Source organism: Gordonia aquimaris (genome assembly GCF_026262595.1).
GTDB lineage: Bacteria > Actinomycetota > Actinomycetes > Mycobacteriales > Mycobacteriaceae > Gordonia > Gordonia tangerina.
This window is the reverse complement of sequence record NZ_JAPKFM010000035.1, coordinates 1-26,304: the sequence shown is the minus strand read 5'-3', so window position 1 is coordinate 26,304 and position 26,304 is coordinate 1. Positions and strand designations below refer to the sequence as shown.

Annotated in this window: 21 protein-coding genes and 1 pseudogene; 13 read left to right on the top strand and 9 right to left on the bottom strand. The window is 68.1% G+C overall.

The annotated features are described in order from the left end of the window. Positions 1-86: 86 nt before the first annotated feature. Together OSB52_RS22735 and OSB52_RS22730 are read right to left on the bottom strand one after the other, a co-directional pair. Complete coding sequence (locus tag OSB52_RS22735) at positions 87-437, bottom strand: metallopeptidase family protein (RefSeq protein ID WP_235723279.1); 351 nt, start codon at positions 435-437, stop codon at positions 87-89. Between the two features lie 4 nt (positions 438-441). Beyond that, positions 442-1,668, bottom strand: coding sequence for a septum formation family protein (locus OSB52_RS22730; protein ID WP_266063635.1), 1,227 nt, complete (start codon positions 1,666-1,668; stop codon positions 442-444). Positions 1,669-1,720: 52 nt separating this feature from the next. On the opposite strand from OSB52_RS22730, the gene OSB52_RS22725 reads away from it, so the two are divergent. The 3 genes from OSB52_RS22725 to OSB52_RS22715 all read left to right on the top strand — a co-directional run bounded on the left by OSB52_RS22725 (position 1,721) and on the right by OSB52_RS22715 (position 4,422). Beyond that, on the top strand, positions 1,721-2,128 hold the full coding sequence (locus tag OSB52_RS22725) for an ankyrin repeat domain-containing protein (protein WP_266063634.1): 408 nt from the start codon (positions 1,721-1,723) through the stop codon (positions 2,126-2,128). Positions 2,129-2,195: 67 nt separating this feature from the next. Next, a complete protein-coding gene (gene serS / locus OSB52_RS22720; RefSeq protein WP_235723281.1) occupies positions 2,196-3,452 on the top strand; it encodes a serine--tRNA ligase in 1,257 nt (418 codons plus the stop codon). Positions 3,453-3,480: 28 nt separating this feature from the next. Continuing rightward, entirely contained in the window at positions 3,481-4,422 is a 942-nt protein-coding gene (locus OSB52_RS22715) for a DMT family transporter (protein ID WP_235723282.1), read from the top strand. Between the two features lie 9 nt (positions 4,423-4,431). Here the strand turns inward: OSB52_RS22715 and OSB52_RS22710 are convergent, their stop codons facing one another. Continuing rightward, the gene (locus tag OSB52_RS22710; RefSeq protein WP_266063633.1) at positions 4,432-4,944 is read right to left on the bottom strand and encodes a hypothetical protein; all 513 of its coding nucleotides are present in this window, start codon (positions 4,942-4,944) and stop codon (positions 4,432-4,434) included. A gap of 111 nt (positions 4,945-5,055) precedes the next feature. After that, positions 5,056-7,113, bottom strand: coding sequence for an MFS transporter (locus tag OSB52_RS22705; RefSeq protein WP_266063632.1), 2,058 nt, complete (start codon positions 7,111-7,113; stop codon positions 5,056-5,058). A gap of 165 nt (positions 7,114-7,278) precedes the next feature. Here OSB52_RS22705 and OSB52_RS22700 point away from each other — a divergent pair, with 165 nt between their 5' ends. Further along, on the top strand, positions 7,279-8,130 hold the full coding sequence (locus OSB52_RS22700; protein WP_266063631.1) for a hypothetical protein: 852 nt from the start codon (positions 7,279-7,281) through the stop codon (positions 8,128-8,130). A 236-nt stretch (positions 8,131-8,366) separates the two neighbouring features. Here OSB52_RS22700 and OSB52_RS22695 read toward each other — a convergent pair whose 3' ends face one another. After that, positions 8,367-8,939 (bottom strand): TetR/AcrR family transcriptional regulator, encoded by a 573-nt coding sequence (locus tag OSB52_RS22695; protein WP_266063630.1) that lies wholly within the window; start codon positions 8,937-8,939, stop codon positions 8,367-8,369. Positions 8,940-9,034: 95 nt separating this feature from the next. Continuing rightward, on the bottom strand, positions 9,035-10,615 hold the full coding sequence (locus tag OSB52_RS22690) for a Rieske 2Fe-2S domain-containing protein (RefSeq protein ID WP_235723287.1): 1,581 nt from the start codon (positions 10,613-10,615) through the stop codon (positions 9,035-9,037). Between the two features lie 94 nt (positions 10,616-10,709). Between OSB52_RS22690 and OSB52_RS22685 the strand changes: the two genes are divergently transcribed. From OSB52_RS22685 to OSB52_RS22675, 3 genes are read left to right on the top strand one after another with little or no spacing between them, the layout of a single operon-like run. Next, on the top strand, positions 10,710-11,480 hold the full coding sequence (locus OSB52_RS22685; RefSeq protein ID WP_266063629.1) for a lysophospholipid acyltransferase family protein: 771 nt from the start codon (positions 10,710-10,712) through the stop codon (positions 11,478-11,480). Positions 11,481-11,505: 25 nt separating this feature from the next. Continuing rightward, complete coding sequence (locus OSB52_RS22680; RefSeq protein ID WP_235723289.1) at positions 11,506-12,279, top strand: lysophospholipid acyltransferase family protein; 774 nt, start codon at positions 11,506-11,508, stop codon at positions 12,277-12,279. After that, a complete protein-coding gene (locus OSB52_RS22675) occupies positions 12,276-13,133 on the top strand; it encodes an HAD family hydrolase (RefSeq protein ID WP_266063628.1) in 858 nt (285 codons plus the stop codon). The genes OSB52_RS22680 and OSB52_RS22675 overlap by 4 nt, the downstream gene beginning before the upstream one ends. A 90-nt stretch (positions 13,134-13,223) precedes the next feature. Here the strand turns inward: OSB52_RS22675 and OSB52_RS22670 are convergent, their stop codons facing one another. Together OSB52_RS22670 and OSB52_RS22665 are read right to left on the bottom strand one after the other, a co-directional pair. After that, the gene (locus OSB52_RS22670; RefSeq protein ID WP_266063627.1) at positions 13,224-14,864 is read right to left on the bottom strand and encodes a peptidoglycan recognition protein family protein; all 1,641 of its coding nucleotides are present in this window, start codon (positions 14,862-14,864) and stop codon (positions 13,224-13,226) included. 99 nt (positions 14,865-14,963) lie between these two features. Continuing rightward, complete coding sequence (locus OSB52_RS22665) at positions 14,964-16,283, bottom strand: DUF7373 family lipoprotein (RefSeq protein ID WP_266063626.1); 1,320 nt, start codon at positions 16,281-16,283, stop codon at positions 14,964-14,966. 207 nt (positions 16,284-16,490) lie between these two features. On the opposite strand from OSB52_RS22665, the gene OSB52_RS22660 reads away from it, so the two are divergent. The 5 genes from OSB52_RS22660 to OSB52_RS22640 all read left to right on the top strand — a co-directional run bounded on the left by OSB52_RS22660 (position 16,491) and on the right by OSB52_RS22640 (position 24,827). Continuing rightward, positions 16,491-18,320, top strand: coding sequence for a dynamin family protein (locus tag OSB52_RS22660; RefSeq protein WP_266063625.1), 1,830 nt, complete (start codon positions 16,491-16,493; stop codon positions 18,318-18,320). Continuing rightward, positions 18,317-19,753, top strand: a complete 1,437-nt coding sequence (locus OSB52_RS22655) for a GTPase (protein WP_266063624.1) — start codon at positions 18,317-18,319, stop codon at positions 19,751-19,753. The genes OSB52_RS22660 and OSB52_RS22655 overlap by 4 nt, the downstream gene beginning before the upstream one ends. A gap of 28 nt (positions 19,754-19,781) precedes the next feature. Further along, on the top strand, positions 19,782-21,713 hold the full coding sequence (locus tag OSB52_RS22650; protein WP_266063623.1) for an Hsp70 family protein: 1,932 nt from the start codon (positions 19,782-19,784) through the stop codon (positions 21,711-21,713). Between the two features lie 105 nt (positions 21,714-21,818). Then, complete coding sequence (locus OSB52_RS22645; RefSeq protein WP_266063622.1) at positions 21,819-22,550, top strand: hypothetical protein; 732 nt, start codon at positions 21,819-21,821, stop codon at positions 22,548-22,550. 24 nt (positions 22,551-22,574) lie between these two features. Continuing rightward, complete coding sequence (locus tag OSB52_RS22640) at positions 22,575-24,827, top strand: ATP-binding cassette domain-containing protein (RefSeq protein ID WP_372512468.1); 2,253 nt, start codon at positions 22,575-22,577, stop codon at positions 24,825-24,827. A 97-nt stretch (positions 24,828-24,924) separates the two neighbouring features. Here OSB52_RS22640 and OSB52_RS22635 read toward each other — a convergent pair whose 3' ends face one another. Then, entirely contained in the window at positions 24,925-25,548 is a 624-nt protein-coding gene (locus OSB52_RS22635) for a hypothetical protein (RefSeq protein WP_266063620.1), read from the bottom strand. A gap of 403 nt (positions 25,549-25,951) precedes the next feature. Between OSB52_RS22635 and OSB52_RS22630 the strand changes: the two are divergent. Then, positions 25,952-26,304: pseudogene (locus OSB52_RS22630) on the top strand (hypothetical protein); the annotation flags it as partial.

The following is a 26,304-nucleotide window of genomic DNA, read 5'->3' as shown; positions in this document are numbered from 1 at the left end:
CCGAGGGCGACCAACCGCTGGTCGAGTAGTCGCGAGGCGCTAGCCGAGCGGCGTATCGAGACCCCTGCCCCCGCCCGCCGACGACCTCAGCCCCACCCGTTCGCGTGCAACCAGTCGTCACTGATGCCGAAGTGGTGGGCGATCTCGTGGATCACCGTCACCGCGACCTCGTGCACGACCTGCTCGCGGGTGCGGCACATCGCCAGAATGGGGTCGCGGTAGATGGTGATGGTGTCGGGCAGGAAGCCGCCGTACTCGTGGTCGCGCATCGTCAGCGCCACCCCGTGATAGAGGCCGAGGATCGACGGTTCTTCCTCGTTGTGCGGCTCCACCAGGATCACCACGTTCGACATGTTGTCGGTCAGTTCGGACGGGATGGTGTCCAGCGCGTCGGACACCAGCCCGTCGAACTCGTCGTCGGACATGCGTACGGTCATCGGGTCACCCGGCCGGGGCCGGCACTTCGTCCGGATTCGGTGCGATACCCGGCGGCAGCGGAACCGGGGTGGGCAGCGCCCGACCCGGTGGCGCCTGCGGTGGTGGCACCGGCAGTTTGCCGTTGATGAGCAGGGTCGAGCGGGCATCGCCGACCAGGGTGGCGAAACCGCCCCGGTCGGGCAGTCCGAGGTAGCACACCGCGGTGCGGCTGCCGGCCAGCCAGCTGGGCTCCGACAACACCGACCACTGCACGTTCAACGTCGTCGCGTCGAGTTTCTGCTTACCGCCGAGGAAGCGAGTGGCCTGCACCGGGCAAATCGACTGCAGATAATCGTTCTGGGCCTCGACCCCCGGCCACGGCTTGCCCGACAACGGGTTGCCGAACCGCTGCGACAGCACGACGGTTCCGGTGGTCTGGAAGGCGTGGGCCTCGGTGCAGTTCACCGCGACGCCGGTGGGTTTGCGGTTGGCCGGATCGATACCGATGCACGTACCGGGTGGCCACTGGAAGGATTGGTCCTGCTCGGCGACGCGGCCGACGAATTGGTCGGCCATCCCGTCCGCACCGGTCTGCTGCAGCCCGCAGCGCAACTCGCGCGCACCCTTGTCCCACTGCACCTGCGACGGATACATCATGCCGACCGAGAACCGGCCCTGGGGATCGAGCCGCCCGTCCAGGTAGGCGTCGACGATGACCGGACACTGTTCGTCACGGATCGCGGCGAAGCGACCGGCACCCGGCCACGAGGCGCTTTCGCCGAACTCCGACCCGGGCAACAATCCGGTGTCGAGCGGACCGGCGACCTCGAAGCGGTGCTGCTGATCGCAGGCGACCTTGCTGGGATCGCCCGGGTTGTCCGCGGGCCAGTCGAGGCAGTCGCCGGGCACCGACTGGGTGAACGCGTTCTGGGCGAGCCGCTCGCCTTCGCCGATGTCGGTGCCGCCGACGCTGCCGCTCTCGTTGAACACACCCATGGCCAGGGCGATGGCGCCGGCCACGATGGCGCCGATGATCACCGCCGACAGCACCACCCGCACCGGATGGCGCAGTAGGGATCGTCGCCAGTCGCGGCCCTCGTCGTCGCGGGGGGTGTCCGCCGCGTCGGCCGATGGCGTGTCCTGTGGCGGCGCGTTGTGTGGTGACGTGTCGTGTTCTGACGTCTCGCCGCCGGGCACGCTCACCCAGTCGTCGTCGGCCCCGTCCCGCGGGGTGTCGTCATCGCCGTTCATCAGAACCCATCATGCCTGTTGCGTCTGCCGAGGAGTACCTACACTCGCGACGGTGAGTTCGCAGACCCCCGCGCCCGACCCGGTACCCGACGATGTGGCCGAGCTCGCCGGACGGTTGTTCGACATGGCCCGCGCCGGCGACGCGCGGACCCTGGCCGCCTATCTCGACGCCGGTGTGCCCGCCGACCTGCGCAACCAGGCCGGCGACTCGCTGCTGATGCTCGCCGCCTATCACGGGTCGTCGGCGACCGTGGGGGTGCTGATCGACCGCGGCGCCGACGTCGACGCCGTCAACGACAGAGGTCAGACGCCGCTGGCCGGCGCGGTGTTCAAGGGTTTCGACGACGTGGTCGCGGCGTTGGTGCGCGCGGGTGCCGACCCATTCGCCGGCACTCCGACCGCCCACGATGCGGCCCAGATGTTCGGTCGCACCGATTACACGCGGCACTGGCAGTCGTGAATCCGCGCGGGCACGCTGACCAGCGGGTGCGACGCCACGCCACAGCGCCTCCAGTAGGGTTTCACACGTGATCGACCTGAAGATTCTTCGTGAGAACCCCGACCTCGTGCGCGACTCGCAACGGACCCGAGGTGAGGATCCCGGTCTGGTCGACGCGTTGCTGGACGCCGATGCCGCGCGCCGCGCCGCCATCGTCGAGGCCGACGGTCTGCGCTCGGAGCAGAAGGCTCTCGGCAAGCAGGTCGGCAAGGCCCAAGGCGAGGAGAAGGCCGCGCTGCTGGCCAAGGGCAAGGAACTCGCCGAACAGGTGAAGGCGGCCGTCGCGGCCCAGCACGAGGCCGACGAGGCCGCGACCGCCGCGCACCGCGCGATCTCCAACCTCGTCGAGGAGGGCGCCCCGGCCGGCGGTGAGGACGACTATGTGGTTCTCGAACACGTCGGTGAACCGCGCCGGATCGACGACCCGAAGGATCACCTCGAACTCGGCGAGGCGCTGGGCCTCATCGACATGGAACGCGGGGCCAAGGTCTCCGGGTCGCGCTTCTACTTCCTGACCGGACACGGTGCGTTGTTGCAGCTCGGGCTGCTCAACATGGCCGCACAGAAGGCGGTCGCGAACGGGTTCACGCTGATGGTCCCGCCGGTGCTGGTGCGACCGGAGATCATGGGCGGCACCGGTTTCCTCGGTGCCCACGCCGACGAGGTCTATCACCTCGAAGACGACGACCTCTACCTTGTCGGTACCTCGGAAGTGCCGCTGGCCGGCTATCACTCCGACGAGATCATCGACCTCGCCGACGGCCCGAAACGCTACGCCGGCTGGTCGAGCTGCTTTCGGCGGGAAGCCGGCAGCTACGGCAAGGACACCCGCGGCATCATCCGCGTGCACCAGTTCGACAAGGTCGAGGGCTTCATCTACTGCAAACCGGAGGACGCCGCGGCCGAACACCAGAAGCTGCTCGCCTGGGAGCGGGAGATGCTCGCCGCGATCGATGTGCCCTACCGGGTGATCGACGTCGCCGGCGGCGACCTCGGGTCGTCGGCGGCACGCAAGTACGACTGTGAGGCCTGGGTGCCGACCCAGGGCACCTACCGCGAGTTGACGTCGACGTCGAACTGCACCACCTTCCAGGCGCGGCGGCTGTCGATCCGGTACCGCGACGAGAACGGCAAACCGCAGACCGCCGCCACGCTCAACGGCACCCTGGCCACCACCCGTTGGCTCGTCGCCATCCTGGAGAACCATCAGCAGCCCGACGGCTCGGTGACGCTGCCGCCGGAACTGGCCCGGTTCGTCGGGACCGACGTCCTCGAGCCCCGCTGATCAAAGGAAGTGTGGTGATCTCGCTGCGATGACCGCCGGAATCATCATCGCGGTGATCGGCTCGTTCGCCTTCGCCGCGGCTGCGGTGCTTCAGGCGCTCGGTGCCGATCAGGTGGCGCAGCGGGCCGCCGTTCGCGAGGAGCGCCGCCAGTCGTCCAAGGCGCACCCGTCGCTGCGGTCGACCGTCGCGACGATGCTGACGGTGCCGTTCCTGGTGGGCTTCGTCTTCGACATCATCGGGTTCGTCGCGACCATCCTGTCGGCGCGGCTGATCCCGTTGTTCTTGTCGCAGACCATCATCTCGGCGCGGCTCGTCGCGACGGCGTTGTTGGCGATGGTGGTGCTGCATGTGCGGCTGGCGATGCGCGACTGGATCGCCGGCACCGTGGTGGTGGCGTCATTGGTGCTGTTGGCGGTGTCCGCGGGAAGTGAAGGCGCGCAGAACGACCGCTGGATGCACTGGGCGGTGTTGGTGGCCGGGCCCGTCCTGTTCGGGTTGGGCCTGATGTGTATGCGTATGTTGCACAAGCACATTGCCGCGGCGACCGGGCTGATGGCGGGTGCGGTGTTCGGCGTGATGGCCATCGCGTCGCGCCTCGTCGACGGCCTCGATGAGTTCGACCTGATGGCGATGTTCACCGACCCCGCGTTGTATGCGTTGCTGTTCAGCGGGATCACCGGGTTCTATCTGTTCACCGTCGCGCTGCAGACGGGGTCGGTCAATGGTGCCGCCGCCGCGCTTGTGGTGGGCCAAACGGTGTTACCCGGTGCCGTCGGCATCATCTTTCTCGGCGACGTCACCCGCGCCGGGTGGGGGCCGGTCGCGATCGTCGCGTTCGTCGCCGCTGTCGCCGGTGGGGTGGCGTTGGCGTCGTCCGGAGCGGTCACCGCTGTGGAATCCGCCGACGCCACCAACATGCCGACCGGCTACGGTCATCCGCCTCGGGAGCAGAGACAGATGACCGGCTGAATCAGTCGATCAGCCGCCCGACGTCTCGATCTCGCCGTCGAAGGCGAACGGGGTGTCGGTCGGCGCACACCCGGTGAAGCTGCTGGTCAGCATCGGCCCGTTGACACCGACCATGTCGCTACGTCCGTCGGTCCCCTCGCGCACAGTGATCTGCACGGCGGCAGCATCCTTGAACTGCGCCGGCAGGCCGATGGGTTTGATGTCGCTGATCGGGTAGACCAGGGAGGCCGTGTTGCCGTTGACGTAGATGCAGGTGATCGGGCCGGTGACCTGGATCGGCGTCGGGTCGGTGCCGGCCAGCACGGTCGCCGTATAGGTGCCGCCGGTGGCTCCTGCCCCGGTACGTGCGCCCTCGGCGTCGATGCGCAACAGATGCAGGTCTGGTGTCAGCGCGAGGTCACCTTGGATGCTCAGGGCAGCGGGTTCGGCCGCGGTCGCCGACGCGGCCGCGACGGTGGTCGCACCCACCGCCAGCCCGGACGCGGCGAGCGCGGATGCTGCGAGGCGAGCAGTTCGGTTCATGAGTTGCCTCCTTCTCGAGTCCCCCGACCCTCAGTGGAGTCCCGACCCTGCGAGGAGTTCCCCCGATCCCGCTCTCTCAACCGTAGGCGATCACACTCCGCCGTGACGAGCCTATTCGCCGACCCCGACAGCCGCGCTCCGGCCGTTCACCTGCGGCGATGCGCCGGATTCGACGGTTTTGTCGGTCTCGGTGTCGGCGGGTGACGGCACAAACAGCACCGGTATCGCGGTGTGCGCAGCAACGGTCGCCGAGACGCTGCCCTGCAACGCGGCCAACAGCCCACCGCGCGGATGCGGCCCGAGCACGATGAGCCGGGCCTTCTCGGCCTGCGCGGCGAATACGATGCCCTGCCAGGTCGGGGTGGCCTCGACCGCCACGCTACGGGCGCGGAAACCGGCCTGCTCGGCCAGGTGGGCACCGGCGGCGGCCACCCGTTCGGCCATCCGCGCGACCTCGTGTGCGTTGTTCGGGTCGAATCGCTCGTCAGGCGGGGGCGTGAACCCGACATCGGCCGGCTGCCACACACAGACGACGACAGCATCTCGGCCGGGGCCGACGAGCCCGGGGGCGGCGACGATGGCCGATCGCGCGAGGTCGCTGCCGTCGTAGGCGAAGCAGATCGGACCAGGTGTCGCGCGATCGAGGTCGGCCTCGGCGATGGGCGCCGGCGCCGGCAATCCCCGATCCACCGGCTCGGAACGGGTGGGGGCCGGTGCCGCGGTGCCGCGCAGCCGGGCGAGCAGCGGCGGGGAGTGCCAGGCCGCGGCGTCACCCTCCAGGAAGCGATCGAGGTCGGGCTTCTGTGGGCGAGCGCCGCTGAGCGCATAGACCGCGATACCGAACACCGCGCCGGCGATGGCCAGGCCGAATCCGATCCACAACGCGTGGCGGGTGCCGTCGAGCCGGTCGGCGGACGCGGCAACCACGATGTTGGCGAGAATCGGCGCCACCAGGAACGCCGCCACCGCACGCAGCAGCTCGATGATCGCGAACACCCGTTGCAGGCTGTTGGACTGCAGCGAGAACCCGGTGACGAACAGTGCGGGCGCCACCGTCGCACCCAGCGCCAGGCCGGTCAGTGCCGCGCCGAGCAGCACCAGTGGCTGATTGGCCGGCAAGGCGAGCTGGAACACCACGATCCCGGCCGCCAGCAGCACCATGCCGACCAGCGGCAGGTAGTGCATCGCGCGACGCGAGATCACAACGCCGAAGACGACCGCCATCACGATGGCGCCGCCCAGCTCGGGCAGATACAGCAGCCCCACCCGGAAGGCACTGAGCTCATCCATCAACGCGGCGGCGGTGAGCGAGGTGGCCGCGATCGAGGCCGCCGCGGCGAACAGGGCCAGCCCCACCCCCGCGACCGGAATCGAACTGGTGAGCACCGCCCGCACCGTCAACAGGGGTCGGCGTGCCCGGAACTGATAGGTGATCAGCGTGACTATCAAAGCCAGGCCGACGAACATCGGCAACGCCACCTCGACGTCGAACAGGCCATGGGTGGTCAGTCGCGCGGCGCCGGCGAAGGCCAGTACGCAGCCCGCGGCGGCCAGCCCGATCGCCCGCAGATCACGTGGCGCGGTCGGGTCCGCCGGCGGTGCGTCCTCGAAGGTGAGGACCGCCATGGCGAGCGCCAGCACGGCGATGCCGGCGATGATCCAGAACAGAGGGCGCCACTGCCCGGCCGCCGACTGCACGCCGCCGATGAACGGCCCGATGGCCACCGCACCGAACACGCACATGTTCATGATCATGGCGGTCTGGGGCAGACGCTTCTTGGGGAAACCGATGGTCAACGACGGCGCGGCGGCGATCAGCAGCATGCTGGTGGCGAGGCCGAGGAAGATCAGCCCGAAGGTGAACATGACGCCGTTTACCGCACCGGCCGTGACGACCGCACCCACCACGAGCACCACCGCGTACGCCAACAGCATCCGACGCTGCGGGAGGTGTTGGGCCAGTTGCACCGCCAGCACCGTGCCGGCTGCGTAGGCCGCGTTGGCGAGGCCGGATGCGAGGCTCATCATCTGCGGTGTCATACCGAGCTGGGCGGTGATCGTCGGTACCAGCGGTTCGATGGCCGCGGACAGCGCGAGATACGGGATGAGCGCGAAGGTGACCATGACGGCCACGGCCGGATAGCGTCCGGCAAAGGGGCCCTGACGCATCAGCATTCCTCAGCGGTGGCGCAGGCAGGGGCACGACGGGCGGCTACTGATCCGCGGGCGAGAGTCACGTGTAGCGGTAACGGGCTCGCGGCCTGGTCTTGTTCCCGCAGCGCCGATGTGTGTCAGGTGTCTCATCTCCGCCTTCACGTCCGTGATACTGATCGGATGGTCGTCGGAATCGTCGCCGCCGTGGTCGCGGCATTGGCCTATGGAACGGGATCAGTCCTGCAGGCCTACGGCGCACGAAGCGCGGTCGAACCGGGTGACGCGAACACACACGCACCGACCCTGCGGTCGACGATCACCGCGATGCTGACGGTCGCCTTCCTCACCGGAATAGCCCTCGATGGTGTCGGATTTGTCGGGAATCTGGTTGCCGCTCGGGATCTTCCGCTGTTCCTCGCGCAGCCGATCGTAAGTGCGAACCTGGTGGTGACCGCGGTTCTCGCGGCGATCTTCCTGCATGTGCAGCTACGAACCCGAGATCGGGTCGCAATCGGCGTCGTCGTGGTGGCGCTCGTGGTGCTCGCCGTCGCGTCCGCCGACGAGGGACACGGCCACGACGCCGCATGGTTGCACTGGTCGGTGTTGGGTGCCGGTGTCGTGTTGTTCGTGGGCGGGCTCGCCCTGCTGCAGTGGGCCGGGCCGCGCGTCGCGACGGTCGCCGGATTGTTGGCCGGAGTCCTGTTCGGGGTGATGGCGGTCGCGGTCCGCATCGTGCACGGTATCGATCCGTTCGACCTCGCAACGTTGCTCTCCGACCCCGCGGCCTATGCGGTGATCGGGTGCGGCGTCGCCGGCTTCTATTTGTTCACGGTGGCGCTGCAGACGGGATCGGTCAACGGAGCTGCGGCGGCTCTCGTCGTCGGCGAGACGGTGGTACCGGGCGCGGTGGGACTGGCCCTGCTCGGCGACGCGACCCGAGCGGGTTGGGAGCCGGTCGCGATCGTTGCGTTCGTCGCGGCGGTGGTGGGTGCCGTCGTCGTGGCGTCATCGCCCGCAGTGCCGCAGGGCTGAGTTGTTGCGGGCTGTCGTTGCGGTCTGAGGTATCTGCGGGCGGGTGCGCCTCGGACACTCCCGCTGCCACCGGAGCGGCGCCCGCTGCTGGCTCGCTCCGGTGACCCCCGACCAGGAATGTGAGAACGTGCTGTCCCACAATGCCGGGAAAGATAGCATGCCGCCGTGACGTTCGGCAACGAACGTGCAGGTATGGGTCGGATGGGCCCCGAGCGTCAGGCAAGGGTGCCGGTGGCTCAGGCGGGCTCAGCGGTGGACCGGTGGGTGGCCAGTGCGACGATGACGGCGAGCAGCATGTCGATCACCTCGTCCCGATCGGGCCGTTCGGTGCTGCTCGCCCACAAGTGGCCGGCCTCGGTCAGTGCGCCGATGAACGCTGCCGCCTCGTAGTCGAAGCCGAACGGTGAGTCGCGCAGACCGCCGATCTCCGCAGCCGCGGCACCGAAGAACGTCGTCCACTCTGCGCGGGACCGCACGCGGTGAGCTTCGACGCGTGCGCTCACACCACCGATCTCGACGAATGCGATACGCATCCGCCGCGGGTCGGTGGCAACCGAGTCGAAGAAGGCGGCGATGGCCGGGCGCACCCGGTCCTGCAGGCTTGCCGCCGGATCGGCGCGGGCGAATGCGGCGAGGACCGCGGTGCGGGCTTGTGCGTGGATCATGTCGTACACCGCGATCAGCAGATCCTCACGGCTGTCGAACAACTCGTAGAACTGCCGCCGGGACAGGCCGGCGGCAGTGCAGATCGTGGAGACCGTGCCACGTGCGTAGCCCTGGGTGCCGTACACCTCAAGGGCGGCCGCCATGAATCTGTCCTGGCGGTCGGCGCGGCGCTCGGTGACCGGGCGCCCTCGGTATGACCGTTGTGCCACAGTGCGTTCCGCAGCCTAGATGCGGGTCATCAGGAGTCCAGGCGCTGGGCGCGCAGTTCGTGGCCCCTGGAGGTGAGGCAGCGCCCGGACGCCAGATCCCATTGCCAGCCATGCAGATTGCACGTCAGCTTCTCACCCTCGATGACGCCGAACTTGGACAGATCTGCCTTCAGGTGCGGGCACCGACGCTGCATCTCCCAGCCGTCCTTCACGATCGAGGCAGAGTCGTCGTGGGCCTCGGCGAACCAGCCGTCGGCGTAGGCGATCCGCTCGTCGGTCAGGCACTTGAAGAAGGTGTACAGGTACTCGTTGTAGCCGCCGATGCGCCACGTGGTGAACCGGGTGGAGAGGAAGATGGTGTTGACCCAGTCCGGTTCGTCGTCGCGCAGCACGGTCCGCACGAGCTCCGGTGCGATCCGGAAGCCGTAGCGGTACTTGCCTTCTCCCTCTTTCGGTTCGCGCACGATGCGGTTGGGGAAGTCCACCACGACGACCTCGTCACCCATCACGAGACCCACTGGATACCCGATGCCGTCGCAGATCAGGTCCGACTGCGCCATGATCGGTTCGAAGAGTTCCTTGAGGGCCGGCAGCAACGGATCACCGTCGGCCGGTGCCCAGGTGGCCTTCTCGGCCGCGATCACCGGAGCGAACTTCTCCTTCATCTTCTCCAGGTACGCACGCTTGTTCTCGCCGAAGACCTCACCCGGCGGATACGGGTGGGAGACCTCGATCAGCGACGACCCGGCGAACTCGGCGATCGAACCCGACACCATCATCAGGCCGCGGTGCTTCTCGCCGTCGTCGGTGCCGTGGATGCGCATCTGTTCGAGGAAGGTTTCCTGGTCAGGGAAGATCGACGTCTCATCGGCGCCGTCGACCCCGGACCCGAAATCGTTGAGCCCGAACAGGTCCTCGTCGAGGAACATCGGCGGCCCGGCCGACGGGACAACCCAGCTCGCGTCGACCTGCTCGATGTAGGAGCGCGCCCGGTCCATGCCGCGCTGCCGCTTCTGCGCAGCGAAGTTCGCCTTCGACTTGCGCGGGATGTCGTAGACCATCGGATACCAGATCGCACCCGAGTACTGCAGCAGGTGCACATCGACGTGGCCGAACGCCTCGGAGATGACATCGAGGTCGATCGGCCGGGCGTCGTTCATGTTGAAGCAGGTGGTCTCGCCGTCGGAGACGATCAGACCGCTGTCGCCGATGGGCCCGTCGGCGGGTGCGCGCAGCGCGATGATCATCACATCCAGCGACCCCTTGGGGCCGCTGATCGTCGTCTTCACCGAGTCCTCGGTCTCCACGAACCTGTGGAAGCCGAGCTTCTCGAGCTCCCGCTTGAGATCGGGCACCGGGTAGTCGGGCAGCAGTACGGTCGCGTCCTTGTTGACGTTCTCGCGCAGGTTGCGCTCGTCGAAATGATCGCGATGCAGATGCGAGACGTACAGGTAGTCACAGTCGCCGAGTGAACGCCAGTCGAGCTCGGAGTTGTCGGGGAACGGCACCCACGACGCGAAGTAGGCAGGGTTGACCCACGGATCGCAGAGGATCGAACCGGCCGCGGTCTGGATGTGGAAACCGGCATGTCCCACGCTGGTGATCTGCAACTTCTCGCCTCCTCGCACTCGAGCCGCTGGGTAGGGGCCCGAGATCGAAATCGGCTCCCAGGGTAGCGCCTCGCCCATGGCCTAAGCTCGACGCATGGAACCGGTCTACGACGCTGTGATCACCACCGCACGCCTGTTGTGGCTGGCCGAGGGCCTGAAGTTCAAGGTGTCGGGGGTGGAGAACGTTCCCGTCGACGGCCCGGGCGTGGTCGCGATCAACCACACCGGGTACATGGACTTCACCTATGCCGGCATCCCCGCCTTTCTGCAAGGCCGCCGCAAAGTGCGGTTCATGGCGAAGAAGGAGGTGTTCGACAGCAAGGTCTCCGGTCCGATCATGCGTGCGCTCAAACACATCCCGGTCGATCGCGGCAGCGGCGCACAGAGCTATCGCGACGCCGTGGACTATCTCAAACGTGGCGAACTCGTGGGTGTCTACCCGGAGGCGACGATCAGCCGCAGCTTCGAGCTCAAGGACTTCAAGTCCGGTGCCGCGCGCATGGCACTGGAATCGGGGGCGCCGATCATCCCCACGGTGATCTGGGGTGCGCAGCGGGTGTGGACCAAGGGCCACCCCAAGAACCTCGGGCGCAGCAACGTCAAGATCATGATCGGGGTCGCCGAACCCATCGAACCGGCGGGCACCGCCGAGGAGATCACCGCGCGGCTGCACGAGGTGATGAGCAAGAAGCTGCTCGAACTGCAGGACGCCTACGGTGAGCATCCCGCCGGCGAATACTGGGTGCCCGCGCGCCTGGGCGGGTCGGCGCCCACTCTCGAGGAGGCCAACCGGATGGATGCCGAGGAACAGGCGGCCAAAGCGGCCCGCCGCGCCGAGCGAGAGGCGGGCGGCGAGGCCTCCTGATCGCCCCCGACTACCCTGGCTCAACATGGAACCGGTCTACCGGACGCTCGAGGTCATCGCGAATGGCTTGGTGCGAGCGCAGGGGCTGGACCTGCGGTTCTCGGGTCTGCAGAACATCCCGCGCGCCGGTGGGGCAGTGCTGGCCGTCAACCACACCAGCTATGTCGACTTCCTGCCGCTGGCGCTCGGGCTGTACCGGGTCGGCCGGCGCACCCGGTTCATGATCAAGTCCGAGGTGATGGATGTGGCGATCATGCGTTTCCTGGTCAACCACACCAAGACGGTGCCGGTGGACCGGTCGGTCGGTGCCGACGCCTATCGTGCCGCCGTCGACGAACTCTCAGACGGCGAGATGGTCGCCGTCTACCCGGAGTCGACCATCAGTCGCAGTTTCGAACTCAAGGAGTTCAAGACCGGCGCGGTACGCATGGCCGGGGAGGCGGGTGTGCCGATCGTCCCGGCGATCGTCTGGGGTGCCCAGCGCCAATGGACCAAAACCGAGACGGGCACCCGACAGATGGGCCGCAGTCGACTGCCGGTTGCGGTCAGCTATGGCGAGCCGGTGCGGGTCGACGCCGGCGAGGACTCGCATGCGGCCACTGCCCGGCTGCGAGAGGAGATGACGACATTGTTGCACCAGGTGCAGGACGCCTACGGGCCGCATCCGCAAGGCGAGTTCTGGGTGCCCGCCCGACTCGGCGGCTCGGCACCGACACCGGAACAGGCCCGGGTGATCGAAGACGCCGAGGCGGCGGCGAAGGCCAACGCGCGTGCACAGAAGGCGCGAGGTGAGCGGTGAGCCCGACACCCGCGGATTCGGGGGCCTTCGGTCCGCCCACGCTGATCGCGTCGGATGTGGACGGCACCCTCATCGATGATGAGAATCGCGTGTCGCGTAGGACGATCGAGGTCTTGGCGGCCGCCGCCGAGCGCGGCGTCGACTTCGTGTTGGCCACCGGCCGACCGCCCAGGTGGATCGCCGAGATCACCGATCAACTCGAGGGCACCGCAGCACATGTGCGATACGCGGTGTGCGCCAATGGCGCCATCCTCTATGACGTCGAGCATGACCACGTGATCTCTGCCGCGACAATGGCGCCCGACGTCCTGGAGAAGCTCGTGGCGCAGGCTTATCGGCAGGTACCGGGGTGTGGTATCGCCGCCGAACGTGCTGGACGGTCCGCCTACGACGCCGCCACCCCGCCTTTCGTAGCCACCTCGGGATACCGTCACGCCTGGCTCAATCCCGACCATATCGAGGTGGGTGACGACGAGGTGCATGCCGAACCGGCAGTGAAACTGCTTGTTCGCCAACCGGATATGCGTAGCGACGAGATCGCTGCCCGACTCAAGGACACTGTCGACGGGCTGGCGCAGATCACCTTTTCGACCGACAACGGGCTGGTCGAGTTGGCGGTGCCCGATACGCACAAGGCGTCCGGGCTGCGGCACATCGTCGAACTGGCGCAGATGGACTCGTCGGCGACCGTCGCCTTCGGCGACATGCCCAACGACGTCGAGATGCTCAGCTGGGCCGGCCACGGCGTGGCGATGAGCCACGGCCACCCCGCGGCGTTGGCCGCCGCCGACGAGATCACCGTCGGAAACAACGAGGACGGCGTCGCCCGCGTGCTGGAGCGGTGGTTCGCGTAGCTCACTGCAGTGGCGTGGCCCGACTCGCGAGTGAGGTGAACGTTCCGGTTTTCGGAACGTTGAACTCACTCGGCCAGGCGCGGACAGGTATCAGGCGGCGGGAGGCGGCGCCGGTGACACCGGCTCGGCGGGCGGCGGTGCCGGTGCGGGCTCCGCCGGCGGTGCCGACTCCTGTGGTGCCGACTCCTGTGGTGCCGACTCCTGCGGTGCCGGTTCTTGCGGTGCCGAGGAGCCCGCCACCATCGTGCGGATCGGACCCAGTGCGGCGTAACCGAACTCACCGGGACAACTGGTGTTGTTGTAGTCGCGGTGGCCGCTGATCACCGGCAGATTGGTGACGGCGCCGACCGGGAACTTGCTGTCGGAGAAGTACTCCGCGGTCAGCTGCGCGTTGGTCGCGGGGTTCACCCCTGCCTTCCCGAGGCGCCAGCGCAGGAAGTTCGCCACCGACGAGATCATCGGGGTGGTCGGTGCGACCTCGTCGAGATTGCCGATCATCGACACCCCGACCGTGTTCTTGTTGAACCCGCCGGTGTGCGTGCCCTCCACGTTCCGGTCGAGACCACCGAACGCACCCTCGAAGATCTGACCGTACTTGTCGACCAGCACGTTGTAGCCGATGTCGCACCAGTTCAGCGTGCGTGCGTGATACGCGTAGATGCCGCGGACGATCTCCGCCGACTGCTCCGGCGTGTAATCGTTGCTGCCCGCGGTGTGGTGGACCACGGCGCCGCGGACGTTCGGGGAGAACGTCGGCTGTGAGCACCGCATCGACTCGTCGGCGCCCCACTGTGCCCGCGCAACCACCTGCGGACCGCCGAGTAGCGGCGTCAGCAACGATGACCCGAGCGACAGCAGACCTTCCGGGCTGATGAGCGTCGCCGTCAACGCCGGCACCACGGTCTCGAGCAGCTCCGTGACGACGGTGCTGGCGGTGCCGATGCCGAGTTCGACCAGACCGCCGCCCTGCGGTTCGGCCGCCGGGATCGCGAGCCCGTCGTCGGACACCGCCACCTGGACCTCCTTGGCGTCACCCACCCACACCGGTTCGGTGCCCATCGGGTGCTCCGCTGAGACCGGGTAGGCCGTGTCGACCGGGTCGAGATCGAGCCAGTCCCCCCACGACCCGTCGTCGTTGCGGGCCCGCAGCATCATCGACGCATCGACCGCCCGGTCCCAGGTGAACGCGACCATCTTCAGCGGGTCGTCGCGGACGATGTGCTTGACCGCCACGCCAACCTCCCGGCCGTCGGCCATCCGCGGCGGTGCCGGCGGTGCCTCCGGCGCGGCCGACTTCGCACCGGGCGACGTCGGTGCCTGCGGCGCCGGTGACGCCTCCGGCTCCGGCTCGGATTCCGATTCGGCCGACGGTTCGGGATTCTGCTGCGGCGCCGGCTCGACCGGCTCGGACTCGGGGTCGGCAGGCGTCTCCGGCGCTGCCGGGCCCTGCACGCCGCTCAGGTCACGCAACCCGAATGCCGTCGGATCGATCTCGGGCAGCTTCAGCCCGGCCGCCGACAGCCCTGACTCGGCGAGATCGACCACCGCTGACGGCACATTGCCGAGCCCGATCTGATCGATTGCGGTCGGCGGCACTTCTCGATGGTTGTCGGTGGGTCGTGGCTCCGACCCGGTCACGATGATGGCGAACGGACTCGCGACGATCGCAGCGGCGATCGTCGCGAGCACGAACGACGGCCTGGGGCGGGCGTTGGGACGAACTCGGCGCATGGTTCGCCATCGTGGTGGTCGGATGCCTCGGACATCCGCACCGCGCGCCGCTTCTCAGTAACCCGTGATGCAGTTGTTATCTAGTGTGACTCGTGTGAATCACTCCGCCTGCTGATCGGCCTTGGTCAAGATCACGTACTGCGCCGAGATCTGCTGGTGAACGTCCCGCTCACTACTCGACGACACCGAGGCAACGTAGCGACCGTCACGCACGATGCACCAGAAGAACTGTGTCTTCGATTGGCAGTTCGCCACCGGCAGGCCCGCCGGGCTGTCGATGTCGGACCAGCCCTGATTGCGGTTCGAGGCGAGGAACGCGTCGACGATCTTCTGACCGCCCTCGGCCGTCTCGGCCCGGTACACGGTCGAGCGCTCGACGGCGTTGGCGGTGGACCCCGTCTCGGTGAGCACGTTGTAGTCGGTGACCGGATCGGTACTCGTGTGCGCCATCCCGCGCGGACCGTAGACCGCCCGCACGCTGCCGCCGGGCACGTTGGCCTTGGCGTCTTTCAGTTCCTCGTCGCTGTAGGGCAACGCGTAGATGAGGACATGATCCTGGTCGATCTGTGGCGCGCTGGAGCCGGAGACGCCACGCGCGGCCGCCTCGGCCTTGGTGGGTGTGGCGGGGAACTGATCGATCAGCGGTGTCTGCAGTTCCAAAGCCTTGCCGATCGTGGGTTCGAGGCGGTCCTGCTGCGCCGGTGTCGTTTCGTACCACTGGTAGAGCACATAGGTCTTGTGTGGCGTGAACGCCATGATCTGCCGGTTGCCGCCGCTGGTGCCGCGAACCACCATGGTGTCGGGCAGACCCGGCAGCGTGCTGGGTCGGGTGCCGGCGGATTTCGCGGCCGCGTCGGCCATCTGCTGTGCCGCGGCGGTGGCGTCAGCGGCGGTCAGATACCGCACCACCAGGTTGTTGAGGCTGCGCCGCTGACCGGCGCGCAGACTCTCGTCCGGGGTCGCCGCCGTCGAGACATAACCGCCGAGCATCTTCTCGTTGGCGGGCACGTTCGCGACCTCCGGGGAGAACACCAGGCGCAGATTCGACTTACCGGTGATCACCATCGTGGGCAGCCCGCTCTTCGTGAGATCTGCATCGATCTCGAACGGTACGACGATGAACTGCGCCATCCGCTGGCCTTCGACCTGCAGGATGTTGTCGGTGGTCGCCTTCCCGAACTCCGGCCGCGGCGCGGTCGGGTAGGCCCCGGTGTCCAGGGCGGCGAGATCCACCGAGGGCTCGGCGGCCGACGACACCGCCGCGGCCTGTGTGCTCCTCGGCGTCCCGTCGGTGGTGCAGCCGGCGACCGCGATCAGCGCGGCGGCCAGCGCGCCGGAGGCCGCCAGCCACCGTCCTGCTCTCGCTCGTCCACCTGGCGTCGGTGCGCACATCATCTTGTCGTTCCCCTCTCGCAGCATCCCGACCTGTAGCGGCGGGCTCACAACTGTGTCGTGGGTTCGATGCGGTGGCGACCGACGAATGTTCCCCCGAGCTTCGGATGCAGATTAGTGCACCGAAGGAATGACCAGCGCAGAATTCATCTCGGTAGACTACGGCCCCGGCAGGCAGCTGATATCCGTGCTCTGCTGTTTTCCGTGACCGAACATGACCGGGGGAAGCCATCGATGGGTGAGTCCACGCCGCAGGCAGTGGCCTCCGGAACCGCCCCTGCGGAGGTGTCCGCGGTGGTCGACGGTGCGGTCAAAGTGCTGCGCGCCTATCAGCTCGATGGGCTCGCCGACGTCGCGTTGGCCAAGCTCGATCGCGGTGTGCAGACGCGCACCGTGGTGGTGGTGGGCGAGGTGCAGCGCGGCAAGAGTTCGCTCGTCAACGCACTTGTCGGACAACGAGATCTCTGTCCGGTCGGGGTCGATGTGACGTCCTCGGTGGCGGTCGGCGTCACCCCCGAAGCCGGCCTCGAACAGGCGCGTGTGGCCGAGTTGTTCTTCCCGACCGGGTCGCGGCGGATCGATGTCGCGGAGTTGCCGCAGTGGGTGACCACCACGGGGACGCATGTGTGTGACCCACGCGTCGACGAGCTGCCGACCGCCGCCGCACTGGCGGTGCGGGATGCCCGGATGGCCGACGTGACCCTCGTCGACACCCCGGGGGTCGGGGGGCTCGACCCGAGGTTGGCGCGGCTGGCCGCCCAGTCGGCCGAACAGGCGTGCGTGCTGGTGTTGGTGTGTGATGCGTCGTCGCCGCTGACCGCCCCGGAGATGGCATTCGTCCGGGAAGCGACGGCCACCGTGGACTCGGTGATCGTGGTGGTCACCAAGACCGACAAGAACCTGCGTCGCTGGCGCGAGATCGTCGCCGAGAACGAACAGATCCTGGCCACCGAGCTGGGACGGCCGGTGACCGTGCTGGGGGTGTCGAGCCTGCTCGCGGTGATCGCTGCCGACATCGACGACCCCACCGTCCGAGACCGCCTCGAAGGGGACAGCGGGATCACCACGCTGCGCACCGAGATCGTCCGACGGCTCGATACCGCCGCCGAACTCCCACACCTCGATGCAGTGCGCACCTGCCTGGAAGGACTGCGGTCGGTCCGGAGCAGGGTGCGCCGCGAACTCGATGCAGTGGCGGCGGGCGCGGATGCGTTGCCCGACCTGACCGCCGACCTGAACCGCCTTGCCGAACTGCAGGAGCAGTCGCGGCAGTGGGAGCAGTACCTGGCGCGGGACCTGACATTGCTGCGACAGTCGGCCATCGACGACCTCGAGAGGCGCCTCGACGAGATCCGCGACAAGTGGACGACATACGTCAACACCCATGGCATGGCCGTGCTGCGGCGCAGCGAGCAGAAGTTCACCGCGGACATGCAGGCCGACCTGCAACAGGCGATGGCACAGACACTGTCGACCTTCCTGGCCCGCCTGCACGATGAGATCATCGCCCCCCGGTTTGCCGACGACCCGAGTGTCTGGGAGGAACTCAGCGCGCGCATCGTCACGTCCATGCAGGACAAACGGATCGAGTCTCATCAGGTCGGCAACAAGCGCCACGGACTGCTCGATCCCACCCTGCTGACAATGGGTGTCGTGGGTGGCTCGACACTCGGCGGTTTGTTGGGTCTGTCCGCATTGATGGGCGTCGGCGTGGTGGTGGGCACGGTATGGGTGGGCGTCAATCTGAGCTACCGGGCCATCCGGGCAGGCAAGACCAATCTGCTCACCTGGCTGCGCGAGACGATCGCCACCACCAAGGCGGCCACCGGCCGGCTGCTGGAAAGTGCAGTGGCGCAGTCGCGCCCGGAGATCATCATCCGCTACCGCGATCACCTGCGGACCACCATCGAGCAGCTGCAGAAAACCATCAACGAGGTCCAAAAGGCGGCGTCGGCCGACGCCGCGGCCCGGGAGAAATCCACCGCCCGGCTGACCACGAACCTGCAGATCGTGGACAAACGGATCGCCGCGGCCGAACAACTGATGGCGGGAGTCGGCGCGTGACGCATCCCGATCCGGTGCACGCCACCCTCGATCGCGGCCTGCATCAGCTCGCCGCGTTCGGCGGCGACCTGGCCGCACATGCCAACTCGATCGGCACCATCCTGTGGTCACCGCCGCGGGTGGTGGTCGTCGGCCGGCTCAAAGCAGGCAAGTCGACACTGGTCAACGCACTGATCGGGGCGCCGGTGGCCGAGACCGCCGCGTTGGAGGCCACCAACACCGTGACCGTCTACCAGGACGGTTCGCCGTCGCGTGCTGAAGTTGTGGGCGTCGACGGGCGACGGCATCCGGTGACGGTTGGTCCGCATCAGCAGGTCCCGCTGCCGCTGGCCACCCCCGACATCGCCTACGTGGACCGGTGGTTGCCGTCGGCGGCGCTGCGTCGATTGACTCTCATCGACACTCCCGGCCTGTCGACGCTGACGGTGGCCAACGACACCGCCACCCGACGCGCCACCATCGACGGGTTCGAACAGACCCGCAGCGCATCGATCGACGCCGACGCTGCGGTCTTCCTCTTCGACGCGGCACCCCGGATCGACGAGATCGAGTTCCTCTCCCAGTTGCCGTTCACGCCGCTGAACATGCTCGGCGTGCTCTCGCGGGCCGACTCCTTCGGCGAGGGCGCGCTGGGCCGTCGCGACCCGCTCGGGCATGCCGCCGAGCACGCCGTGCGGATGGCACGACAGCTGTCGGCGACGGTCAGCACAGTAGTGCCGATCTCCGGGCTGATGGCCCAGACCAGCCACACCGGCATGCTGACCGAACACCATGCCGCAGCGCTCGGCCGGCTGCGCGGGATGCCGACGCTCGAGTTGATCCGCACCTTCGACGCCGACGACGCCGACGAGGTGTTGCCGCTGGAAGTGCGCATCCAGTTGCTCGGGTTGCTCGGTGAATACGGCGTGCTCAACGGGCGCGAGATCGCCGCGGGTGGTGCGGCGGCGCTGAATGCGTGGCTGACCGATCGATCCGGCATCGGCGGGCTGATGCGGGCCCTGGACGCGTCCACCACGCGCTTCGCGATCCTGCATCGCGCGCACCGCATCCTGGCGCGACTCGATCAGCTGTCCTTCACTCACCCGGCGCGCGAGCAGATCCGTTCGCTGGCAGCGCAATTGCGCGCAGCGCCGGCGCTGCAGATGGTGACCGTCCTGGAGGACTATCAGCGCATGCTGCGAACCGATCCGCAGGCGTCGATCACCGACGAGCTGCGCACCGTGCTCACCGCGACCACCCTGGCGGGACGTGTGGGATTGCCTGATGACGCACCGCCGCAGGCGGTGACCGCGGAGGCGGCCCGGCGGCTGGGGATGCTCCAGCAACGCTCGTTGGCCACCGGGTCGGCGGCCGAGGATGCCGCCATCGTCACCCTGATCCGCACCTACACCGCCCCTACTGTGCCGACCACCCCGACTCCGCCACCGGGCTGAGCCCGCCGCATCCGAGGAACCGAGACCCATGACCCCGCCGCCGATGAATCCGCACCCGATGCACCCGGGACCGATGACCCAGCAACCGATGACCCCGGCGCCCCCGACAGCGGCCGCGTGGACGCTGGCCGTCGACTTCGGCACTTCCAACTCCGCCGCCGCGCACTCCGGGGCGACCAGCGGTGGCATCGAGACGCTGGCGCTCTCGCACACCAGCAACCTGATGCCGTCGGCGGTGTACGTCGCCGGCAGCGGCGGCAACATCGCCGTCGGTGACGCGGCGATCAATGCCGCACAACAGAATCCGTCGGGCTTTGTGGCCTCTCCGAAACGTTTGATCGGTGCTGACCCGACCTGCACCGTCAACGGGCAGACCATGCCGACCTACGTCCTCGTGTCGGCGGTGATCCGGACGATCATCGCGCGTGGAATGGCCGCGCACGCCGGGACGCCGCCCGCGCAGGTGGTGCTCACCCATCCGGAAGCCTGGGCGCAGCAGCAGATACGCGTGCTGGTGGACGCGGCGGCCACGGTCGGGATCCACCCGGCGCGGATCGTCACCGTCTCCGAACCCCGTGCCGCCGCGGCGCACTACTCGCGATCGCACGCGATGCAACCGGGAGCGCGGATCGCGGTCTTCGACTTCGGTGGCGGCACACTGGATATCGCGGTGTTGACGGTGACCGCGCCCAACTCCTTCGAGGTGATCGCGGCCCGCGGCGACAACGGGCTCGGCGGCAAGAACCTCGACGCCCTCGTGCAACGGTGGGTCGAGGAACGCCTGGCCGACCGTGATCCGGACCTCGTGACGTGGCTGCGTCGGCAGGCGTCCGTGGATGTGATGCAGAGCCTGCAGGATTCGATTCGGCACGCCAAGGAGTTGTTGTCGGAGGCGCCGTCGGCCACCATCACCGTGCCCACCCCCACCGGCCGCAACACCCTGCAGATCACCCGCGACGAATTCGACGAGCTCATCGCTCCGGCCGTGGGGCAGGCGATGCAGCTGACGCGTGCGGCGCTCGGTGACGCGGGAATCACTCACGCAGATCAGCTGTCGGCGCTGTATCTCACCGGCGGGTCGTCGCGCATCCCGATGATTCAGCAGCGGCTCACCGAACTCGGTCCCGTCGCCACGCTCGACGATCCGAAAACCGTGGTCGCCCAGGGTGCATTGGTGACCGCCATCGTCGAGGGCGCCCCGCGTACCAACGACCGGCCGGCCGGCGTGCCGTCAGCGTCCGATCGGATGCCGGCTCCCCCCGGTTCGGGCCCCGGTCTGAACGCCGCGAAGTCGGTGGCACCGACCTCCTCGTCGTCGGGTGGTCGACGGTGGGGACGGATCGCCGCGATCGCCGTCGGGGTGATCGCCGTGGTGGGAATCGGTGCCGGCGCTGCCGCTCTGGTGAACTCTTCCGACGACGACAACCCGAATCCCGACGTCCCGTCGGCCTCCGGGACGGCCGACGCGTCAGGAGACACGGGGCAGGTGAGCGCCGCCGGCGAAACCGGCAAAGACGGTGGCCGAATCCTGACCGACGAGACCGCCCTGATGGCCGCGCTGCCCGGGCCGCTGCAGGCGTCAGTCGCCAACTGCCGCAAGACCGGCTTCAACAGCAACGACGCCGTCAAGATGCTGTGCGACATCGCCGAGGACAGCACGTTGGCCGAACTCGGCCAACCCGAGTCGCTGACCTACTTCATCTCGTTCCACGTGGACGACAACGAGGCCGACAGCACCATCGTCAACATCCGCAACGGCATCTACTCCGACGGCAAGGGTGAGCTGGTGGAGGATTCCGATCGTGTGTCCGCCGCGGATATCGCACCGCGCTCGAGTGCGGAGTCGAGCTACAAGATCGACTATGCCAACACCTCGACGGGGTTGCTGGTGGACGTGTTCGGCGTGGCAAGCGTCGATGACGCGAAGACCTTCCTCACCCGGTCGGGTCTGATGAACTAAAGTCTCGTTCGGCTCCTCCGGGAACATTGTCACCCTCCGCTGTCGTCAGATCTCCGACAACGCACACAGGCCCCGCCGAGCGGGGTGCGACGAAGGGTGAGAACCATGTCCGACAGCACCGCCACCAGCAACAGCAGCACCCCCACCACCAGCACCAGCACCAGCACCACCGACAGTTCCGCGCCGGAGGGAACCACCCATAGCGCCGTCGACATCGACCGCGACGGCAACGTCGATGTGGTGCACGGCACCACCGCCGACGGCACCGCGATCAACTCCTACCTCGACGACACCGGCAACGTGGTGCTCGTCGAAGCAGACACCGACCACAACGGCACCTATGACACGCTGGTCTACGGCGGTCCGGACGGCACGACGATCGTCGAATCCGACTCGGACGACGACGGTTCCGCGGATGTGATCGCAAAGCTCTCCGCCGACGGCGACGTGATCCAGATCGACGGCCTCGACCACGGTCAGGTCGTGTCCTCGGCGATCGATGTGGACGGCGACGGCAATTTCGACGTGCAGCTCGTCGACACCGACCGCGACGGCGGTTTCGACACCACCGTCGTCGACGCCGACAACGACGGCTCCCCCGACACCGTGATCACCGACACGGATGGTGACGGTCAGGCCGACCGCATCGGCTATCTCGGTGGTGAGCCGCACGGCGAGAACGCCCCGTCGACGGCGCCGTCGGCCCCCGAGTCCGATGTCCCCGAGTCCGATGTCGCCGAATCCGATGTCCCCGAAGCCGATACTGCAGTCACCGATCCCGCAGCCGCCTACGAACCGTACGCCGACACCACTCTCGACGCGCACGACGCGTTCTGACCGGGCCTGCGGGTGACCGAGATGATGACCACGATGATCCGCGGCACCGTGACGGTGGGCGCGACCGTCCACGAGCTCGGCGAGCATCCGCAGGTGAGCGTCGGGTCCGCGGTCGGCAACGACATCGTCGTCGATCACCCGCTGATCGCCGCCCGCCACGTGCAGATCGAGTGGCGGACCAACCGATGGTGGGTATCCGCGCAGGATCCCGCGATGCCGGCCTTCGTGGCCGGCATCGCGGTCACCGAGGTCATGGTCGCCGCGCCGACCGTGGTGCGTCTCTCCGACCCCGACGACGGTCCGTCGCTGGTGATCGACCTGGTCGTCGATCAACCCGACCGGTGGTCCGAGCGCGGGATCACGGTGCGCGGCATCACCACGATCGGGCGCACCCCGGACAACGATGTGGTGGTCGAGGACATGCCGGCATCCCGTCATCACGCCCGGGTCGTCCGACAGGTCAACGGAGAGTTGATGATCGAAGACCTCGCCAGTAGCAACGGCACCTATGTCGACGGTCACCGAGTCGACCGGGCCGCGCTTCTCGACGGATCGGTGATCACGATCGGCAACACCGACCTCGTGGTGAACGGCGATGTCCTCGCCCGTGATGGCGCACCCGCAGGAGCCTCCGACGGCCTGCACGTGCGTGGCGTCGGACTCACCCTCGATAGTGGCACCACGTTGCTGCGTGACGTCGAATTCACCGCCCGCCCCGGCACATTGACGGCGGTGATCGGACCATCCGGGGCGGGGAAGTCGACGGTGGCCCGGGTGGTCGCCGGCCTGAGCACCCCGTCGGCCGGCGTGGTGACCTTCGAGGGCCGCGACGTGCACGGCGAGTACGACGCGATGCACACCCGGATTGGGATGGTGCCGCAGAACGATGTGCTGCACCGGCGGCTCACCGTGCGCGAGGCGCTCGGCTACGCCGCCGAACTGCGGCTGCCGCCGGATCTGACCTCCGCCGATCGCGACCGTGTCGTCGCCGGGGTTCTCGCCGAACTGCAGCTGTCCGATCACCTCGACACCCGCATTGACCGACTGTCCGGCGGCCAGCGCAAACGTGCCTCGATGGCGATGGAGTTGCTGACCGGGCCCAGCCTGCTGATCCTCGACGAACCGACCTCGGGTCTCGATCCGGCACTCGACCGCCAGGTGATGGCCGCGCTGCGTCGCCTCGCCGACGCCGGGCGCGTGGTTCTGGTCGTCACGCACTCGCTGGCACATCTCGCGATGTGCGATCAAGTGCTTCTGCTGGCGCCCGGTGGCCGCACCGCCTTCGTCGGCCGCCCCGACCACATCCCGGCCGCGATGGGCAGCGCCGACTGGGCCGAGGTCTTCGCCTTCGTGACTGCGCACCCGGTGCTCGCCCATCGGGCCCACCTCGACCGCTCCCGGCGAGCGCCCGCCATCCCGGTTCGACGGCCCACCGGGCCGCTGATCGGTACGCCACAGGCGTCGGCGTTCCGGCAGTGTGACACCGTCATCCGCCGACAATTCCGACTCCTCGTCGCCGACCCCGGCTATCTGGCGTTCCTCGCGGCACTACCGCTGGTCCTCGGCCTGCTGACGCTGGTGATCCCGGGCTCGCGGGGATTCGCGGTCAACCAGAATCCCGAGACCGCCGGCGAAGCCCTGCAGATCCTGGTGATCCTGGTGGTCGGCGCGACCTTCATGGGCACGGCGCTCACCATCCGCGATCTCATCGGTGAGCGCGACGTCTTCGAACGAGAGCGGGCCGTCGGGTTGCGTCCCGGTGCCTACCTTGCGGCGAAGATCGTCGTGTTCTGCAGCGTGGCGGTGACCCAGTGCATGGTCATGATCACGATCACCTTCCTGGGCAAAGGGATTCCCGCCGGCGGTGTGTTCGGTACCGCTCCGCTGGAACTCGTGTGCGCGGTCAGTGCACTCGCCTGCGTCAGCACCGTCGTCGGTCTGGCCGTGTCGGTCACGGTGCGCTCCACCGAACAGGCGATGCCGCCGCTGGTGGTGTTGATCATCGCGCAGCTGGTGTTCTGCGGCGGGCTGTTCCGGATCAGCACACCGGTGTTGGCCCAGCTGCCCTGGCTGTTCCCGTCCTACTGGGGATACGCGGCCGCGGCCGGTGCGGTCGAGGTGAACACGAACTCACCACTGGCCCCGCAGACCCGAGGCGCCGCCATCTGGAATGCCACTGGGTCGAACGTGGTACTCGCCTGCAGCGCAATGCTTTTGGTGGCGACTGTGCTGGTGACGTACACGATGTCGCGGTTGCAGCTGCAGCGTCGTCGGTGAGTGGGGTCGTCGGTGAGTGGCGAGCAGACGACAACGCCCCCGACCGCCGGGGTGGGCTGGGCGGGGGCGATGCGATGAGGGGTGCGATGAGTGGAGGTCAGAGCACCGTGTCGTCGGCGCCGTAGCCGCTGCCGTCCTCGGAGTGCGGGACCTGGTCCTGGCCGTAGGGGTCGCTGCCGTACGAGTCGCTGCCGTAGGAATCGCCACCACCGGAGTAGGAATCGGCCTGGCCGTCACCGTCGTTGTCGGCGACGTAGGTGTCGAGCTGTCCGTCGCCGTCCGTGTCGGCAGCGATGTAGTCGATGCGACCGTCACCGTCCCGGTCGTAGGAGATGCGGTCGGCGACACCGTCGCGGTCGGTGTCCTCGATGACGGTGTCCGGTGCGCCGTTTCCGTCCTGGTCGAGGGTCGAGGCCACGATCTGGCCGTTCTCCACGGTGTCGACGCGGGTGAGATCGCCGTCGCGGTCGACGTGCGCGATCGTGTCGATGCGGCCGTCGCCGTCGTCGTCGTGGCCGACCAGGGTTGTGCCGTCGGCGGTGGACACCGCAGCGGTGTCGTAGCGCCCGTCGCCGTCGGTGTCGACCTCCACGAGGGAGACATTGCCCGCCGCGTCGTAGTGGACCGCGACGTCGTTGCCCTGCGCGTCGGTGGTGTGGCGCACGCCGCCCTCGGTGGCGGTGCCGGGGGTGCTGGAGGTGCCGTGATCGTTGGGGAGCATGGTGGGGCCTTCCTGGTCGATGTGGTCGAGCTGTCACGTGTCTGATGTGCCCGGTCGCCCTAAATGTTCCCCAGTTCTGCCTGCTCTTGTCCCCAGCCGACGTTTCGTCGTCACTCGCTGACCGCCACAGGCGGACGACATGGGCCACGCGTGCGCTTGGACTCGCCGACCCCGCCCGCAGGCGCGCGCACGCCCAAACGCACCCGCCTCGCGGAAGCGAGCTGCCCTACGGTGCCGCCGACACCGACAACGTCACCGGCGCTGAGCACACAGTGTCGCGTGCGGATGTCGACGAGTGGGATGGCGTGTAGATGCCGGCGATCTCGTCGGGTGCGCGGATGAACGGTCTGGTGATGTATCTGGCCGGTCCGGGCAAGGCCAACGAGCACACCAACCCGCATGGGTGGCGGCCTCGACGCGGGAGGTGTTCACCGCCGGCGGTGGTGGTGCGGCGATGACGCGTGAGTCGGCGATGGTGTTGGGACAGAGTCTCGATGAGGCGCGGGTGGTGTTCGGTACCGAGGTCACCCGCCGTGACACCGCGGCGCTCAAGGCCGCTCAGGAACGCGGCACGACCGGGCATGCGGCGATCGCGGAAGCCACGCGGCATGAGAATGTGTGGCATGGCACTGCACCGTGGGAATCCTTCTGGGCCCCTAAACGAAGGGCAGCGCTGCCACCGCAGCCCACGGGCGCTACTACGCCGACATCGTCACTTATCCGCGCGACCGTCAGCTCCCGTGCTCGACAGGGTAC

Excerpts from the sequence above, each read along its gene's own strand:
- OSB52_RS22715 (WP_235723282.1), top strand. The coding sequence starts at position 3,481 with ATGACCGCCGGAATCATCATCGCGGTGATCGGCTCGTTCGCCTTCGCC.
- OSB52_RS22680 (WP_235723289.1), top strand. The coding sequence starts at position 11,506 with ATGGAACCGGTCTACCGGACGCTCGAGGTCATCGCGAATGGCTTGGTG.
- OSB52_RS22705 (WP_266063632.1), bottom strand. The coding sequence starts at position 7,113 with ATGCGTCAGGGCCCCTTTGCCGGACGCTATCCGGCCGTGGCCGTCATG.
- OSB52_RS22670 (WP_266063627.1), bottom strand. The coding sequence starts at position 14,864 with ATGCGCCGAGTTCGTCCCAACGCCCGCCCCAGGCCGTCGTTCGTGCTC.
- OSB52_RS22685 (WP_266063629.1), top strand. The coding sequence starts at position 10,710 with ATGGAACCGGTCTACGACGCTGTGATCACCACCGCACGCCTGTTGTGG.
- OSB52_RS22660 (WP_266063625.1), top strand. The coding sequence starts at position 16,491 with ATGGGTGAGTCCACGCCGCAGGCAGTGGCCTCCGGAACCGCCCCTGCG.
- OSB52_RS22635 (WP_266063620.1), bottom strand. The coding sequence starts at position 25,548 with ATGCTCCCCAACGATCACGGCACCTCCAGCACCCCCGGCACCGCCACC.
- OSB52_RS22730 (WP_266063635.1), bottom strand. The coding sequence starts at position 1,668 with ATGAACGGCGATGACGACACCCCGCGGGACGGGGCCGACGACGACTGG.
- OSB52_RS22710 (WP_266063633.1), bottom strand. The coding sequence starts at position 4,944 with ATGAACCGAACTGCTCGCCTCGCAGCATCCGCGCTCGCCGCGTCCGGG.
- OSB52_RS22700 (WP_266063631.1), top strand. The coding sequence starts at position 7,279 with ATGGTCGTCGGAATCGTCGCCGCCGTGGTCGCGGCATTGGCCTATGGA.
- OSB52_RS22735 (WP_235723279.1), bottom strand. The coding sequence starts at position 437 with ATGACCGTACGCATGTCCGACGACGAGTTCGACGGGCTGGTGTCCGAC.
- OSB52_RS22665 (WP_266063626.1), bottom strand. The coding sequence starts at position 16,283 with ATGCTGCGAGAGGGGAACGACAAGATGATGTGCGCACCGACGCCAGGT.
- OSB52_RS22650 (WP_266063623.1), top strand. The coding sequence starts at position 19,782 with ATGACCCCGCCGCCGATGAATCCGCACCCGATGCACCCGGGACCGATG.
- OSB52_RS22695 (WP_266063630.1), bottom strand. The coding sequence starts at position 8,939 with ATGGCGGCCGCCCTTGAGGTGTACGGCACCCAGGGCTACGCACGTGGC.
- OSB52_RS22645 (WP_266063622.1), top strand. The coding sequence starts at position 21,819 with ATGTCCGACAGCACCGCCACCAGCAACAGCAGCACCCCCACCACCAGC.
- OSB52_RS22640 (WP_372512468.1), top strand. The coding sequence starts at position 22,575 with ATGACCACGATGATCCGCGGCACCGTGACGGTGGGCGCGACCGTCCAC.